Here is a 14,971-nt window from a genome sequence, read left to right as displayed (position 1 = left end):
GCTGTGGATCTGAAGCATCTCGTCGTCGTCGCATTCCAGGTCAGCCTGTTCGTCATCGTCTTCGGCTACGGACTGCGGGCCGAATTCGTCGATCTGCGCTACCTGTTCGCCCGCCCGGCACTGCTCGGCCGATCCGTGCTCGCGGTCCTGGTGGTGATGCCCGCGCTCGCGGTGGCGCTGGCCCGGTGGTTCGACTTCACCCCGACCGTGGAGATCGCGCTGGTGGCTCTGGCCATCTCACCGCTACCGCCGCTGCTACCGACACGCGAGGCGAAGGCGGGCGGCGGTGAGCGTTACGGACTGGGCCTGATGGTCGTGCTGGCGGTGCTCTCCATCGCCGTGGTTCCGGCGGCCGTGCAGCTGATCGGCGTGGCCTTCGGCCGTGTCTACGTCACCACGCCCGCGGCGATCGCCGACGTGGTGTCGGTATCCATCCTGGTGCCCCTGGCGCTCGGCATGGTGACCCGTGCCGTCGCAGCCCGATTCGCCCAGGCAGTCGCCATCCAGGTGGAGCGCGCCGGCAAGATCTTCATGCCCCTCGCCGCCGTCGTGCTGCTCGCCGCCGCGGCGCCCGACGTGTGGCGCCTGATCGGGAATGGCACCGTGGTCGCCATCGCGGTGTTCGTGGTGACCGGGTTCGTCATCGGACATCTGCTCGGCGCGCCAGATCCGCACCACTCGGCGGTGCTGGCGTTTTCGGCGGCGTGCCGCCACCCCGGCACCGCTCTGGCTGTGGCCGCCGCGAACTACCCCGATAAGAATTTCAGGGCTGCGATCCTGATCTACCTCGCTGTCAATGTCGCGGTGGGCCTTCTCTACGCCTACTGGCACCGGAACAGCCTGCGGCGCCTCAATATCCCCGTGAAGGAGGAGCCCGATGACGAACACCGTGCCGGCTGACGGATCGGTTCTGCCGTTCCCGTCCACCGAGTCGGCGAGTACGGCGGGTTTCACCCTCGCCGAATCGACTCACCAGCGCCGAGTCGAGAACCCGCGGCTGCCCGCCGATGCGCCCAACATCCTCATCGTCCTGCTCGATGACGTCGGTTTCGGATTGTCCGATGTGGTGGGCGGAGAAGTCAGCACGCCCGCGTTCCGGCGGGTGGCCGAACAGGGATTGGCGTACAACACGTTCCACACCACCTCGATCTGCTCACCGACTCGGGCGGCGCTGCTGACCGGCCGCAACCATCACCGCGTGCATTCCGGCACGATCGCCGAACGCGCCGTCGACTGGGACGGCTACACCGGTGTGATCGGCAAGGACACCGCCACCGTCGCCGAGGTGCTCCAGCACTACGGTTACACCACCGCGGCGTTCGGGAAGTGGCACAACTCGCCGGCCACCGAGACGACGGCGATGGGCCCCTTCGACCGCTGGCCCACCGGCCACGGCTTCGACTACTTCTACGGGTTCATCGCGGGTGAGACCTCGCAGTGGGAGCCGCGTCTCTACGAGAACCTGAATCCGATCGAGCCACCGCACGACGAGAACTATCACCTGTCCGAGGATCTGGCCGATCGCGCCATCTCCTGGCTGGGCAGGCATGAGTCGTTCGCACCCGATCGCCCGTTCCTGATGTACTGGGCGCCGGGCGCCGCGCACGGCCCCCACCACATCTTCGGCGAATGGGCGGACAAGTACGCGGGCAGGTTCGACACCGGGTGGGACGACTACCGCGAGCGGGTCTTCGCCCGGCAGAAGGAACGCGGCTGGATTCCCGCGACCGCGCAACTCACCCCGCGCGCCGACAGCATGCAGGGCTGGGCAGAAGTCCCCGAAGCGCAACGACCCTTTCAGCGGCGGCTGATGGAGGTCTTCGCCGGCTTCGTCGAACACGTCGACGTTCAGGTCGGCCGAATCCTCGACGAGATGGACCGACTCGGCAAGACCGAGAACACGATCGTCTTCTACATCTTCGGCGACAACGGTTCCAGCGCCGAGGGACAGAAAGGCAGCATCAGTGAGCTGTTGGCGCAGAACAACATTCCGGTCACCGTCGAGGAACAGCTGGCCGCCCTCGAGCGACTCGGTGGACTCACGGCGTTGGGCACGCCGAAGACCGACAACATGTATCACGCAGGATGGGCATGGGCAGGCAACACCCCGTTCCACCACACCAAACTGGTCGCCAGCCACTTCGGTGGCACCCGCAACCCGATGGCGGTGTCGTGGCCACGGCGCATCACCCCCGACGGTGCGATGCGCACCCAGTTCCACCACGTGAACGACATCGTCCCCACCCTCTACGAGATTCTCGGCATCCCGCATCCGACCGTCGTCGACGGACACGAGCAGAAGCCGATGGACGGCGTCAGCATGGCGTACACCTTCGACCATCCGAATCAGGCCACCCGCAAGACGGTGCAGTACTTCGAGAACAGCGCGAGCCGCGGCATCTACTCCGACGGCTGGTTCGCGTGCGCCTTCGGACCGTTCGTGCCGTGGGACACCCCTGGCACGGCCCAGCGGCTGGCGAACTGGGACGCCGACACCGAGCCGTGGGAGCTCTACCACCTCGACGAGGACTTCTCCCAGGCCGACGATCTCGCGGCCACCCATCCCGGCAAGCTGGCGGAACTGAAGGCGTTGTTCAAAGAGGTGTCCAGGGACAACCTGGTGTGGCCGATCGGGGCGGGGTTGTGGCTGCGCATCCATCCGGAGGATCGCGTGGCCTCGCCGTACACGAAGTGGCGGTTCGACGGCACCTGTACCCGGATGCCCGAGTTCACTGCCCCCGGGCTGGGGCGACAGGACAGCCACGTCGTTATCGCGCTGACGGTGCCGGAATCGGCCAGCGGTGTGGTCTACTCGCTCGGCGGGTTCTCGGGTGGTGTGACGCTGTTCTTGGACGCGGGAGTTCTCGTCTACGAGTACAACATGCTGATCATCGACCGCTTTCAGGCGCGCAGCGCGGTACCCGTTGCCCCGGGTGCCCATGTCATCACCGTCGACACGGCCTTCTCGTCACCGCAGCCGATGGCGCCGGCCACGGTGACGCTGGAGGTCGACGGCAGCGAGGTCGCCACGGTCGTGGTGGCCAGAACCGTGCCCGCAGCATTCACCGCGAGTGAGACCTTCGGCGTCGGCGTCGATCTCGGCTCGCCCGTGTCACCGGACTATTTCGACCGGCGTCCCTTCCGGTTCTCGGGAACGATCGCGAGCGTCGACGTCGAGGTCTTCCCGCCGGGCTCACGCACCCCGGCGGTCGACGGCCCCTCCGCCACCGGCGGTTGACCTCAGCCCTTGGCGCTGCGCAGCTCGTGCGACAGCGCCTCGAGTTCGTCGCCGCCGGCCATCTGCTGCGTCAGGTGTTCGAGCGTGATGTCGTCATAGGCGCAGTCCAGCTTCTGCCTGCCACGGTTGAGCAGGACGAAGTGGTCGCCGACGAGGTGCGCGTGGTGCGGGTTGTGCGTGATGAACACCACGCCGAAACCGGCCTCCTTGGCCGCGGTGATGTATTTGAGCACCACACCCGACTGTTTGACGCCCAGCGCGGCGGTGGGCTCGTCGAGGATCAGGACGCGCGCCCCGAAGAACACCGCCCGCGCGATGGCCACGCACTGGCGCTGGCCGCCCGACAGCGAGCCGATCGGCGCGTCGACGTCGGGCAACTCGATGCCCATCTTCGCCAGCTCCGTCAGAGTGGTGGCCCGCATTGCGTTGGCGTCCAGCGAGAACGGGAACGACTTCTTGCGCAGCTCCTGGCCGAGGAAGAAGTTGCGCCACACCGGCATCAGCGGCACGACAGCCAGGTTCTGGTACACCGTGGCAATGCCTTTGGCCAGTGCGTCGGCGGGCGAACCGAACCTCATCGGTTCACCGTCGACGAGCAGCTCCCCCTCCGTCTGCTGATGCAGCCCGGAGATGATCTTGATCAGCGTGGACTTGCCGGCACCGTTGTCGCCGAGGATGCCGGTCACCTCACCGGCGTGCACCCGCAGGCAGATGCCCTTGAGCGCGGTGATGTTGCCGTAGGACTTTCCGACATCCTTGAGCTCGACCAGCGGAACCTTGCCGCCGGACGGTGCGTCGCTGCTGGGCTTTTCCATGGAGATGGTCATCAGATCACTTCTTTGCGGCGTAGTTGCGGAAGGCGTTGTTGGCGATCACCGCGAACAGCAGCATCGCGCCGAGGAAGAACTTGAACCAGTCGGGATCCCAGCCGGCGTAGACGATGCCCTGGTTGGTCATGCCGAAGATGAACGCACCGATGGCGGCGCCGATCGCGGTGCCGTAACCACCGGTCAGGAGGCACCCACCGATGACGGCGGCGATGATGTAGAAGAACTCGTTGCCGATGCCCTGCCCGGACTGCACGGTGTTGAACGCGAACAGCAGGTGCATGCCCACGAACCAGGCGCAGAAGCCGACGAACATGAACAGTCCGATCTTGACCTTGGTGACCGGAACACCCACGGCGCGAGCGCTGTCGGCGTCACCGCCGACGGCGAAGATCCAGTTGCCGATCCTGGTCTTGAACAACACCCACGTCGCGATCGCGGTGAACACCAGCCACCACACCACCGTGATGCGGATGCTGACGCCGAACAGGGTGAACGACGACGCGAACACCTTCTGCGCGGAATCCCAGCCCTGCATGTCGCTGACGCTCTGAGTGGCGACCTGGCCCGAAACCAATTTGGTGACAGCGAGATTGATGCCGGCGAGCATGAAGAACGTGCTCAGCGTGATCAGGAAGCTGGGGATCTTGGTCCTCATCACCAGGAAACCGTTGAAGAAGCCAACCGCCAACGCAAGGATCAGCGACAGGAGCGCGCCCACCCACAGGTTGAGATGCAGGTTGTAGGCCAGCATCGACGCCGCCAGCGAGCTGAACGTCACCGCCACACCGGCCGACAGGTCGAACTCGCCGCCGATCATCAGTACGGCCACACCGCATGCCATGATGCCGATGGTCGAGCTCGCGTAGAGCACCGTGGCCAGTGACCCTGCCTCACGGAACGGGGCCGCCACGATCAGAAAGAAGACGAAGATCCCGATCGCGCCGATCGCTGCACCCATCTCGGGCCGGATCAGCAGCCGCTGCAGTCGATTCCGTTCCTTCACCCGCTCGTCGCGCACCACCTTGTGGTCAGCGACGTCGAGGTCTGCCTGTGTTGTCATGTCAGTCTCCCCCAGTGCTATCGGGTGCCGCCCTTGGCCAGTTCGGCCACGGCGTCGATGTTGGACTTGTCGATGAACGACGGTCCGGTCAGCGTGGCCTGGCCTCCGCCGATCAGGTTCTTGTTGTTCAGGTACAGCCACAGCGCGTCGACGGCGAGATAGCCCTGCAGGTAGGGCTGTTGGTCGACGGCCCACTGGACGTCACCGCTCTTGATGGCGTCGACGAGCGCGGCGTTGGTGTCGAAGGTGACGATCTTGGCGTTGCTGCCCGCGTTCTTCTTCGACTGGACCGCGGTCAGGGCGATGGGCGCGCCGAGCGCGACGATCGTGTCGACCGACGGATCCTGCTGCAGCTTGGCGGTGATCGTCGATTCGACCGACGGCATGTCCTTGCTGTTGACGTTCAGCAGTTCGGTCTGACCCTTGAAGCCCTGCGTCACGCCGGCGCACCGGGACTCGAGCGCGACCTGGCCCTGCTCCTGGATGACGCAGACGACCTTCTTGGCGCCGTCGGCGTTGAGCTTCTCCCCCGCCGAGACGCCGGCCAGCTTCTCGTCCTGGCCGAAGTACTCCTGCACGCCCATCGACTTCCAGTTGTCGAATCCGGAGTTGAAGGCGACCACCGGAATCCCCTTGTCGGTCGCCGCTTTCACCGCGGGCGCCATCGCGTCGGGCTTGGCCAGCGTGAGCGCGATGCCGTCGACGCCGCTGTCGAGTGCGCTCTGCACCAGGTTGGCCTGGTTGGGCGCCTCGGGGTCGTTGGAGTAGCGGAGTTCGATGTTGTCCTTCTTGGCCGCCGTCTCGGCGCCCTTGCGGATCAGATCCCAGAACGAGTCACCCGGCACCTCGTGGGTGATCATCGCGATCGTCATCCGCGGCGTGTCGACGGTGCCACCGCCACTGCCGCCGTCACCCGAGCCCGCGGGCTTGCCGCCGGTCGATGAGCACGACACGATCCCCACCGCCAGAACGCCCGCCCCGGCGAGTGCCGCAAGCCGCTTGAACGTCATCACATCTCCTTGTCCTCGAGATCCCGCGCCGCCCTCACCGAACCCTGAGGGGCTGTGCCGGGCGACACGCCTCAGAAGTGATGTAATACGGCTCACAACGGAAAGTCAAGACTTTGTCCTGACATTAGGACTGCAAGTCATATCCGGTTACGATCGCCGCAGATCACGCGAGTACGCCGTGATCGCGTCGACGATCCGCTTCTCTCTGGATGGGGAACTGCAATGAGCTTTCAGCTGGCCGTGTGCTCGGAGATGGTGTTCCGCGACCTGCCGATCGTCGATCGCGTGAGGCGGATCCACGACCTCGGATTCGCGGCGGAGATCTGGAGCTGGCACGACAAAGACCTCGACGCGCTGGCCGCGACGGGTGCGGTGTTCACATCGATGACCGGATATCTGCACGGCGATCTCATCGATCCGGACAGCTGCGACGAGGTGGTCCGCACCGCGGATCTCAGTATCAAAGCCGCTGCGACACTGGGTGTTTCACGCCTGAACGTGCACACCGCCGAACTGGTGGACGGGCAGGCGGCCAGGCCGCGACAGCGGGCGACCGGTCAGATGTGGCTGACGGCCGCCCGCACGCTCGAGCGCCTCGGTGAGCTGGGCGCCGCGGCCGGCGTGACGTTCGTCGTGGAGAACCTCAACACGATCGTCGACCACCCGGGCGTCCCGCTGGCGCGCGCCAAGGACACGCTCGCACTCGTCGAAGGCGTCGGGCACCCCAACGTGAAGATGATGCTGGACCTCTACCACGCGCAGATCGGCGAGGGGAACCTGATCGAGTTGCTGCGCCGCTGCGGGCCGTCAATCGGCGAGATCCAGGTGGCCGATGTGCCGGGCCGGCAGGAGCCGGGCACCGGCGAGATCAACTATCCCGCGATTGCTGACGCGCTGCGCGAGATGGGCTACGGCGGGACGATCGGCATGGAGGCCTGGGCGGCCGGCGCAGGCACCGCGGGCAGCGAAGCCGCGCTCCAGGCCTTCCGCGCCGCGTTCTCCTAGCGGTCGACGAGCGTGGTGTCGAAGTAGTACCGCGACGCGCGATAGCAGTGGTTGCCGAACTCGACCGCCGCGCCCGAGTCGTCGAACGCGGTGCGCGCCATCGTGAGCAACGGCGCGTTCGGCTTCTCGTCGAGCAACTGCGCCTCGGCGCGCGTGGCGCCGCGGGCCCCGATCCGCTGGCGTGCCAACCGGATGTGCACGCCCCGCGCGCGCAACGACTGATAGAGCCCACTGCTCTCGAGTTCCTCGGCGTCGGGGGCGATCTCGACGGGCAGGTAGTTCGTCATCACCGCGAGTGGCTCGCCGTTGGCGCACCGCAATCGGCGAATCGACACCACCTCGCGGTCCAGCGCCAGATTGAGCTCGCGCGCGACATCTTCCTCGGGCGGCCCGACCTGGTAGTCGAGGAGCGTGGTGGTCGGTTCCTGCCCCGCGCGGGCGAGGTCGTCGAACAGGCTGGTCAGTTCCACACGGCGGTGCACCGGGTTCTGCACCACCTGCGTGCCGACGCCGCGTTTGCGCACCAGCAGACCCTTGTCGACGAGTTCCTGGATGGCGCGCCGGGTCGTCGGCCGCGACAGCGAGAGTCGTTTGGCCAGCGCCAGTTCGTTTTCGAAGCGGTCGCCCGGGGCGAGCTCACCGTCCCTGATGGCGGCCTCGATGGCCTGCGCGAGCTGATAGTAGAGGGGGACAGGACTGGACCTGTCGAGCTCCACGGTCAGAGGCACGGCGGCTCCGATCTCGAGTTTGCCCTGGGCTTGCCAGAGGAAGCGTAACACCCGATTGACAACAAGATAGAATGTCAGGACAAAGTATTGACATGATGGTGTGGCGGGAGGCACAGTCATAACAGCCACCCACACCTATCCGTCGGAGTGACTTGTGATGACCAATCAGCCATATGACGTGCTCGCCATCGGGCGCAGCGGCGTCGACGTGTATCCCCTTCAGGTCGGCGTCGGCCTCGAAGACGTCGAGTCCTTCGGCAAGTTCCTCGGGGGCAGCGCCGCCAACGTCGCCGTCGCCGCGGCCCGGCTGGGCAACCGCACGGCCCTGATCTCGGGAGCCGGCGACGACCCGTTCGGCCGGTTCGTGCGCAACGAGCTCGCCCGCCTGGGGGTGGACAACCGGTTCGTCTCCACCCACGGTGAGTTCCCGACGCCGGTGACGTTCTGCGAGATCTTCCCTCCCGACGACTTTCCGCTGTACTTCTACCGCAAGCCCAGCGCACCTGACCTGCAGATCCGCCCCGACGAGATCGACGCCGACGCGGTGCGCTCGGCGCGCCTGTTCTGGGCCACGGTCACTGGGTTGTCCGAAGAGCCCAGCCGCAGTGCACATTTCGCGGCCTGGGAGGCGCGCGAACGCCGCCCTCTCACCGTGCTGGATCTCGACTTCCGGCCGATGTTCTGGGACTCCCCCGCCGCCGCCACCGAACAGGTGCGCAAGGCGCTGTCGCACGTCACCGTCGCCGTCGGCAACCGTGAGGAGTGCGAGATCGCCGTCGGCGAGTCGAATCCGCACAAGGCGGCCGACGCGCTGCTCGACCTCGGCGTCGAGCTGGCCATCGTCAAGCAGGGTCCGCGGGGCGTACTCGGCAAGAGCCGCCGGTCGTCGGTGACCGTGGCACCCAACGAGGTCGACGTCGTCAACGGCCTCGGCGCCGGCGATGCGTTCGGCGGCAGCCTGTGCCACGGACTGCTCCACGGTTGGTCGCTCGAGAAGACCCTGCGCTACGCCAACGCCGCGGGCGCCATCGTCGCCGGCCGGCTCGAATGCTCGACCGCCATGCCGACGGCCACCGAGGTCGCCGAACTGGCCGAACAAACCGCAGAGGAAGCCGTCAATGTCTGAAACCGCCCTCTGCCGCGACTATTCGGCCATCACCGATCTGCGGGCCACCGATCCCGGCGCCGTCGCCCGGGCGTGGCAGAGCCGCACCACCCGGCCGACGACGCGCGGCAACGGCCGCCTGATGATCGTCGCCGCCGACCATCCCGCGCGCGGCGCACTGGCCGTCGGCTCGCGTCCGACCGCGATGAACAGCCGCACCGATCTGCTCGACCGGCTGCGCGCGGCGCTGGCCGATCCGGGGGTGGACGGGGTGCTGGCCACCGCCGACATCCTCGATGACCTGGTGCTGCTCGGCGCGCTCGAGGACAAGGTCGTGTTCAGTTCGTTCAACCGCGGCGGTCTGGCGGGTTCGTCGTTCGAGCTCGACGACCGGATGACCGGTGCCACGGCCGCGTCCACCGCAGCGGCCAACATGAACGGCGGAAAGATGCTGTGCCGCATCGATCTCGACGACCCGGGCACCGTCGCCACGCTGGCATCGTGCGCCCAGGCCGTCGACGAGCTCGCCGCGCACGGGCTGATCGCCATGCTGGAGCCGTTCATGTCGTCGCGCGTCAACGGCAAGGTCCGCAACGACCTGTCGCCGGATGCGGTGATCAAGTCGGTGCACATCGGTCAGGGCCTGGGCTCCACGTCGGCCTACACGTGGATGAAGCTCCCCGTGGTCGACGAGATGGACCGGGTGATGGACTCCACCACCATGCCCACCCTGCTGCTCGGCGGCGACCCGACGGACCCCGACGAGGCGTTCGCGAGCTGGGAGAAGGCGCTCGCTTTGCCGTCGGTGCGCGGGCTGATCGTCGGCCGCACCCTGCTGTACCCTCCCGACGACGACGTCAGCTCGGCCGTCGCGACCGCGGTGGCGATGGTCCGATGAACTCGAAGCTCTACATCCCCGCCAACAGCGCCGCCGCGCCGTTCACGGTCGCGATCACCCCCGAAGATGCGGGCTGGGCCGAATCCTCCCTGCACGTGCTCGATCTCGGTGACGGTGGCGAGGTGTCGCTGGCCACCGAGGGCACCGAGGTGATGATCCTGCCACTCGCCGGTGCCGCGACCGTCGAGTGCGCCGGTGAGACGTTCGCGCTGTCGCCACGGGTCTCGGTGTTCGATGGACCCGCCGACATGGTCTACCTCGGCATCGGTCAGGAGTACACCCTCTCGGGCCGCGGCCGGATCGCGATCTGCGGCGCCCGGGCATCGGCGTCGTTCCCGAACCGGCGGGTGGCCGCGGCCGACGTGCCGGTCGAGCTGCGCGGTGCAGGCAACTGCAGCCGCGAGGTGCACAACTTCGGTACCGCGACGACGTTCGAGGCGGATTCGCTGATCGCGTGCGAGGTGCTCACGCCCGGCGGCAACTGGTCGAGCTATCCCGCGCACAAGCACGACGAGAACACCGACGTGGAGACCCAGCTCGAGGAGATCTACTACTTCGAGATCGACGACAGCCCCGCCGGCACAACGGGATTCGGTTATCACCGCGTCTACGGCACACCTGAGCGGCCCATCGAGGTGCTCGAGGAGGTGCGGACCGGCGACGTCGTGCTGGTGCCGCACGGCTATCACGGCCCGTCCATCGCCGCGCCGGGGCACCACATGTACTACCTCAACGTGATGGCCGGCTCGGGACCCACCCGCGCCTGGATGATCTGTGACGACCCCGCCCACACCTGGTTGCGCGGCAGCTGGGAGCACCAACAGGTGGACCCGCGCCTTCCCTTCACCCCGTCCTCCGCCACTGAACACGCCGGCTCCGCCGGCTGGATAGGAGACTGAACCGTGGTTTCCACCGCGCCGAAGTCGACCGAGAAGCTCGCCGACACCGAACCGACGGTGCGACTCACCGTCGCCCAGGCGACCGTCCGCTTCCTGGCCAACCAGTACGTCGAGCGGGACGGGCAGCGGCACAAGTTCTTCGCCGGATGCCTGGGCATCTTCGGGCACGGCAACGTGGCCGGCATCGGGCAGGCTCTGCTGCAGGATGAGGTCGAAGCCCACGAGGCCGGCGTCGAGCCGGGACTGAAGTACGTGCTCGGCCGCAACGAGCAGGCGATGGTGCACACGGCGGTGGCCTATGCCCGCCAGCAGGACCGGCTGCAGGCCTGGGCGGTCACCGCCAGCATCGGCCCCGGCTCGTCCAATATGCTCACCGGCGCGGCCCTGGCCACGATCAACCGGCTACCGGTGCTGCTGCTGCCGTCGGACACGTTCGCGACGCGGGTGAGTTCGCCGGTGCTGCAGGAACTGGAGTTGCCCTCGAGCGGCGACGTGACGGTCAACGACGCGTTCAAGCCGCTGTCCCGGTACTTCGACCGGGTGTGGCGTCCCGAGCAGCTGCCCGCCGCCCTGCTCGGTGCGATGCGGGTGCTGACCGACCCCGCCGAGACGGGCGCGGCGACGGTGTCGCTGCCGCAGGACGTCCAGGCGCAGGCCCACGACTGGCCGGAATCGCTGTTCGCCGAACGCACCTGGCACATCGCCCGGCCGCCGGTCGAGCGGTCGGTGATCGCCCGTGCCGCCGAGGTGGTGCGCTCGGCGCGCAAGCCGCTGATCGTGGCCGGCGGCGGCGTCATCTACTCCGGCGCCGATGACGCTCTGGCGCAGTTCGCGGCGCAGACCGGAATCCCGGTGTGCGAGAGCCAGGCCGGCAAGGGATCGCTGCTGCACGAGCATCCGCAGTCGGTCGGTGCGGTCGGATCCACCGGCACGACGGCCGCCAACGCGTTGGCCGGCGAGGCCGACGTGATCATCGGCATCGGCACCCGCTACAGCGACTTCACGTCGGCATCGCGGACCGCCTTCAACAACCCCGACGTGCGGTTCGTCAACGTCAACGTCACGTCGCTGGACGCGGTCAAGCAGGGCGGCATCAGCGTCGTCGCCGACGCCCGCGAAGCCCTCGAGGCGCTCGCCGCCGCGGTCGGCGACTACACCGTCGGCGACGAATACCGGTCCCGGACAGCCGAACTGATGGCCGAGTGGAACGACACGGTCTCGGGGGTGTACCGCACCGACGACGGCGCCGCGCTCAACCAGAATCAGGTGATCGGCCTGGTGAACACCCTGTCCGACCCGCGCGACGTGGTGGTGTGCGCGGCCGGATCGATGCCCGGGGATCTTCACAAGCTGTGGCGGATGCGCGACCGCAAGGGCTATCACGTCGAGTACGGCTACTCCTGCATGGGCTACGAGATCGCCGGAGGTATCGGGGTGCGGATGGCTGCGCCCGACCGCGACGTGTTCGTCATGGTCGGCGACGGCTCCTATCTGATGATGGCCACGGAGATCGTGACCGCCGTGCAGGAGGGCGTCAAGATCATCCCGGTGCTGGTGCAGAACCACGGGTTCGCCTCGATCGGCGGGCTGTCGGAGTCGTTGGGCTCTCAGCGATTCGGCACCGCCTACCGCTATCGCAGCGAGGACGGCCGGCTCGACGGCGACACCCTGCCGGTCGATCTGGCTGCCAACGCGGCGAGCCTGGGCGCCGAGGTCATCAAGGTGACGACGGCTGCCGAGTTCGCCGATGCGGTCAAGGTCGCCAAGGCCGCCGACCGCATCACGGTGATCTACGTCGAGACCGACCCGCTGATCTACGCCCCCGACAGCCACTCCTGGTGGGACGTCCCGGTCAGCGAGGTGTCCTCGCTCGAATCGACGCAGCAGGCCTACCAGCGGTACGCGGACTGGAAGAAGGTCCAGCGTCCGCTGATCAGGCCGTCGGAGTGACGGGCATGTCCGACCTCAGGGTCGCCGTGCTCGGTGTCGGAGTGATGGGCGCCGACCACGTCGCCCGCATAACGTCCCGGATCTCCGGGGCGCGGGTGACGGTCGTCAACGACTTCGTCGCGGAGAAGGCCGAACAGATCGCGTCCGAGATCGACGGCTGCCGTGCGGTGTCCGACCCGTTGGACGCCATCGCCGACGCCGACGTGGACGCCGTGGTGCTGGCCACCCCGGGCAGCACCCACGAGAAGCAGCTGCTGGCGTGCCTGGAGCACGGCAAGCCCGTGATGTGCGAAAAGCCCTTGACCACAGACGTTTCCACGTCGCTGGAGATCGCCAGGCGGGAGGCCGAGCTGCAGCGCCCGCTGATCCAGGTCGGGTTCATGCGGCGGTTCGACGAGGAGTACATGGCGCTCAAGGCGCTGCTCGACGGTGGCGAGCTGGGCACTCCGCTGGTGATGCACTGTGTGCACCGCAACCCGAGCGTGCCCAGTTACTTCGACAGCTCGTTGATCGTCAAGGACTCGTTGGTGCACGAGGTCGATGTGACCCGGTTTCTGTTCGGCGAGGAGATCGCCAGCGTGCAGATCGTCCGCCCGGCGTCGAATCCCGGTGCGCCCGACGGCGTCATCGATCCGCAGATCGCGATCCTGAAGACGGTGAGCGGCCGGCACGTCGACGTCGAGTTGTTCGTCACCACCGGCGTGGCCTACGAGGTGCGCACCGAGGTGGTCGGCGAGCGCGGCAGCGCGATGATCGGTCTGGACGTCGGGCTGATCCGCAAGTCCGCACCCGGAACCTGGGGCGGCCGGATCACCCCCGGATTCCGCGAACGGTTCGGCCGCGCCTACGACACCGAGATCCAGCGGTGGGTCGACGCGGTGCGCAGCGGGCGCAACGTAGACGGGCCCACCGCCTGGGACGGCTACGCGGCGGCCGCGGTGTGCGCCGCGGGCGTCGAATCCCTCGACACCGGTCTGCCCGTCGACGTGCAGCTCGCAGACCTCAAGCCCTGAGACAGAAGGAACAACGACATGACCAACACGATTTCCCATTGGGCCGACAACGCGGTGTTCACCGGAAGTAGCGAAGCTTCTGCGCCGGTGACGAATCCGGCGACGGGGGTGGTGACCGGGCAGGTGGCGTTGGCGTCGGTCGCTGACGCGCGCCACGTGATCGACGCCGCCGCCGCGGCGTTCCCCGCCTGGCGGGACACCTCGCTGGCCAAACGCACCCAGATCCTGTTCCGATTCCGCGAACTNCGCGCGCCACGTGATCGACGCCGCCGCCGCGGCGTTCCCCGCCTGGCGGGACACCTCGCTGGCCAAACGCACCCAGATCCTGTTCCGATTCCGCGAACTGCTCAACGAGCGCAAAGGTGAACTCGCCGAGATCATCACCGCCGAACACGGCAAAGTCGTCTCCGACGCCCTCGGCGAAGTGAGCCGTGGTCAGGAAGTCGTCGAGTTCGCCTGCGGCATCCCNGCCGAGATCATCACCGCCGAACACGGCAAAGTCGTCTCCGACGCCCTCGGCGAAGTGAGCCGTGGTCAGGAAGTCGTCGAGTTCGCCTGCGGCATCCCCCACCTGCTCAAGGGCGGCTACACCGAGAACGCCTCCACCAAGGTCGACGTCTACTCCCTGCGCCAACCCCTCGGCCCGGTCGCCATCATCTCCCCGTTCAACTTCCCCGCCATGGTCCCGATGTGGTTCTTCCCCATCGCCATCGCCACCGGCAACACCGTCGTCCTCAAACCCAGCGAGAAAGACCCCTCCGCGTCGCTGTGGATCGCCAACCTGTGGAAAGAAGCCGGCCTGCCCGCCGGGGTGTTCAACGTCCTGCACGGCGACAAAACCGCCGTCGACGAACTCCTCACCAACCCGAAGATCAANACCTGTGGAAAGAAGCCGGCCTGCCCGCCGGGGTGTTCAACGTCCTGCACGGCGACAAAACCGCCGTCGACGAACTCCTCACCAACCCGAAGATCAAATCGGTGTCGTTCGTCGGGTCGACCCCCATCGCGCAGTACGTCTACGCCACCGGCACCGCCGCCGGCAAACGCGTCCAAGCCCTGGGCGGGGCCAAGAACCACGCCGTGATCCTGCCCGACGCCGACCTCGACCTGGCCGCCGACGCCATGGTCAACGCCGGGTTCGGCTCGGCCGGGGAACGCTGCATGGCCATCTCCGCCGCCGTCGCGGTCGGCCCCATCGCCGATGACCTGGTCGCCAAAATCGCCGAACGCACCAC

At 67.4% G+C, this 14,971-nt stretch carries 12 protein-coding genes and 4 pseudogenes; 12 read left to right on the top strand and 4 right to left on the bottom strand.

Going from position 1 to position 14,971, the window contains the following annotated elements:
* The first annotated feature begins 3 nt into the window (after positions 1-3).
* A complete protein-coding gene (locus MCHLDSM_RS00065) occupies positions 4-900 on the top strand; it encodes a bile acid:sodium symporter family protein (protein ID WP_053082787.1) in 897 nt (298 codons plus the stop codon).
* Complete coding sequence (locus MCHLDSM_RS00060) at positions 878-3,238, top strand: arylsulfatase (RefSeq protein ID WP_048468293.1); 2,361 nt, start codon at positions 878-880, stop codon at positions 3,236-3,238. The genes MCHLDSM_RS00065 and MCHLDSM_RS00060 overlap by 23 nt, the downstream gene beginning before the upstream one ends.
* A 2-nt stretch (positions 3,239-3,240) precedes the next feature.
* On the opposite strand, the gene MCHLDSM_RS00055 is transcribed toward MCHLDSM_RS00060, so the two are convergent.
* The 3 genes from MCHLDSM_RS00055 to MCHLDSM_RS00045 are packed head-to-tail and all read right to left on the bottom strand — an operon-like array spanning position 3,241 to position 6,138.
* Positions 3,241-4,065, bottom strand: coding sequence for an ATP-binding cassette domain-containing protein (locus tag MCHLDSM_RS00055; protein WP_048468292.1), 825 nt, complete (start codon positions 4,063-4,065; stop codon positions 3,241-3,243).
* Positions 4,066-4,069: 4 nt separating this feature from the next.
* On the bottom strand, positions 4,070-5,128 hold the full coding sequence (locus MCHLDSM_RS00050; RefSeq protein WP_048468291.1) for an ABC transporter permease: 1,059 nt from the start codon (positions 5,126-5,128) through the stop codon (positions 4,070-4,072).
* Positions 5,129-5,145: 17 nt separating this feature from the next.
* A complete protein-coding gene (locus MCHLDSM_RS00045) occupies positions 5,146-6,138 on the bottom strand; it encodes a sugar ABC transporter substrate-binding protein (protein WP_048468441.1) in 993 nt (330 codons plus the stop codon).
* Positions 6,139-6,360: 222 nt separating this feature from the next.
* Here MCHLDSM_RS00045 and MCHLDSM_RS00040 point away from each other — a divergent pair, with 222 nt between their 5' ends.
* Positions 6,361-7,143: a TIM barrel protein gene (locus MCHLDSM_RS00040; protein ID WP_048468290.1), complete on the top strand. Its 783-nt coding sequence runs from the start codon at positions 6,361-6,363 to the stop codon at positions 7,141-7,143.
* Here the strand turns inward: MCHLDSM_RS00040 and MCHLDSM_RS00035 are convergent.
* Entirely contained in the window at positions 7,140-7,871 is a 732-nt protein-coding gene (locus tag MCHLDSM_RS00035) for a GntR family transcriptional regulator (protein WP_048468440.1), read from the bottom strand. The two genes, MCHLDSM_RS00040 and MCHLDSM_RS00035, sit on opposite strands and share 4 nt — an antisense overlap.
* Positions 7,872-8,028: 157 nt before the next feature.
* On the opposite strand from MCHLDSM_RS00035, the gene iolC reads away from it, so the two are divergent.
* The 9 genes and pseudogenes from iolC to MCHLDSM_RS37575 form a co-directional block, all read left to right on the top strand.
* On the top strand, positions 8,029-8,997 hold the full coding sequence (iolC, locus tag MCHLDSM_RS00030; RefSeq protein ID WP_048468289.1) for a 5-dehydro-2-deoxygluconokinase: 969 nt from the start codon (positions 8,029-8,031) through the stop codon (positions 8,995-8,997).
* The gene (locus MCHLDSM_RS00025; protein ID WP_048468288.1) at positions 8,990-9,874 is read left to right on the top strand and encodes a Cgl0159 family (beta/alpha)8-fold protein; all 885 of its coding nucleotides are present in this window, start codon (positions 8,990-8,992) and stop codon (positions 9,872-9,874) included. The genes iolC and MCHLDSM_RS00025 overlap by 8 nt, the downstream gene beginning before the upstream one ends.
* Positions 9,871-10,773, top strand: coding sequence for a 5-deoxy-glucuronate isomerase (gene iolB / locus MCHLDSM_RS00020; RefSeq protein ID WP_048468287.1), 903 nt, complete (start codon positions 9,871-9,873; stop codon positions 10,771-10,773). Before MCHLDSM_RS00025 ends, iolB begins: the two co-directional genes overlap by 4 nt.
* A 3-nt stretch (positions 10,774-10,776) precedes the next feature.
* A complete protein-coding gene (gene iolD, locus MCHLDSM_RS00015; protein WP_048468286.1) occupies positions 10,777-12,723 on the top strand; it encodes a 3D-(3,5/4)-trihydroxycyclohexane-1,2-dione acylhydrolase (decyclizing) in 1,947 nt (648 codons plus the stop codon).
* A 5-nt stretch (positions 12,724-12,728) separates the two neighbouring features.
* Complete coding sequence (locus MCHLDSM_RS00010) at positions 12,729-13,736, top strand: Gfo/Idh/MocA family protein (protein WP_048468439.1); 1,008 nt, start codon at positions 12,729-12,731, stop codon at positions 13,734-13,736.
* 18 nt (positions 13,737-13,754) lie between these two features.
* Positions 13,755-13,981 (top strand): annotated as a pseudogene (locus MCHLDSM_RS38875) (aldehyde dehydrogenase family protein); the annotation flags it as partial.
* 1 nt (position 13,982) lies between these two features.
* Positions 13,983-14,204 (top strand): annotated as a pseudogene (locus MCHLDSM_RS38870) (aldehyde dehydrogenase family protein); the annotation flags it as partial.
* A 1-nt stretch (position 14,205) separates the two neighbouring features.
* Positions 14,206-14,612: pseudogene (locus MCHLDSM_RS38865) on the top strand (aldehyde dehydrogenase family protein); the annotation flags it as partial.
* 81 nt (positions 14,613-14,693) lie between these two features.
* Positions 14,694-14,971: pseudogene (locus MCHLDSM_RS37575) on the top strand (aldehyde dehydrogenase family protein); the annotation flags it as partial.

The organism is Mycolicibacterium chlorophenolicum, assembly GCF_001044235.1.
GTDB classification, from domain to species: Bacteria; Actinomycetota; Actinomycetes; order Mycobacteriales; family Mycobacteriaceae; genus Mycobacterium; species Mycobacterium chlorophenolicum.
Note: the sequence above shows the minus strand (reverse complement) of the source record. Positions and strands in the feature narration are given on the sequence as shown.

What these genes read in the sequence shown, in the direction of transcription:
- MCHLDSM_RS00060 (WP_048468293.1), top strand. Translation starts at nt 878, where the DNA reads ATGACGAACACCGTGCCGGCTGACGGATCGGTTCTGCCGTTCCCGTCC.
- MCHLDSM_RS00055 (WP_048468292.1), bottom strand. Translation starts at nt 4,065, where the DNA reads ATGACCATCTCCATGGAAAAGCCCAGCAGCGACGCACCGTCCGGCGGC.
- MCHLDSM_RS00050 (WP_048468291.1), bottom strand. Translation starts at nt 5,128, where the DNA reads ATGACAACACAGGCAGACCTCGACGTCGCTGACCACAAGGTGGTGCGC.
- MCHLDSM_RS00045 (WP_048468441.1), bottom strand. Translation starts at nt 6,138, where the DNA reads ATGACGTTCAAGCGGCTTGCGGCACTCGCCGGGGCGGGCGTTCTGGCG.
- MCHLDSM_RS00040 (WP_048468290.1), top strand. Translation starts at nt 6,361, where the DNA reads ATGAGCTTTCAGCTGGCCGTGTGCTCGGAGATGGTGTTCCGCGACCTG.
- iolC (WP_048468289.1), top strand. Translation starts at nt 8,029, where the DNA reads ATGACCAATCAGCCATATGACGTGCTCGCCATCGGGCGCAGCGGCGTC.
- MCHLDSM_RS00025 (WP_048468288.1), top strand. Translation starts at nt 8,990, where the DNA reads ATGTCTGAAACCGCCCTCTGCCGCGACTATTCGGCCATCACCGATCTG.
- iolB (WP_048468287.1), top strand. Translation starts at nt 9,871, where the DNA reads ATGAACTCGAAGCTCTACATCCCCGCCAACAGCGCCGCCGCGCCGTTC.
- MCHLDSM_RS00010 (WP_048468439.1), top strand. Translation starts at nt 12,729, where the DNA reads ATGTCCGACCTCAGGGTCGCCGTGCTCGGTGTCGGAGTGATGGGCGCC.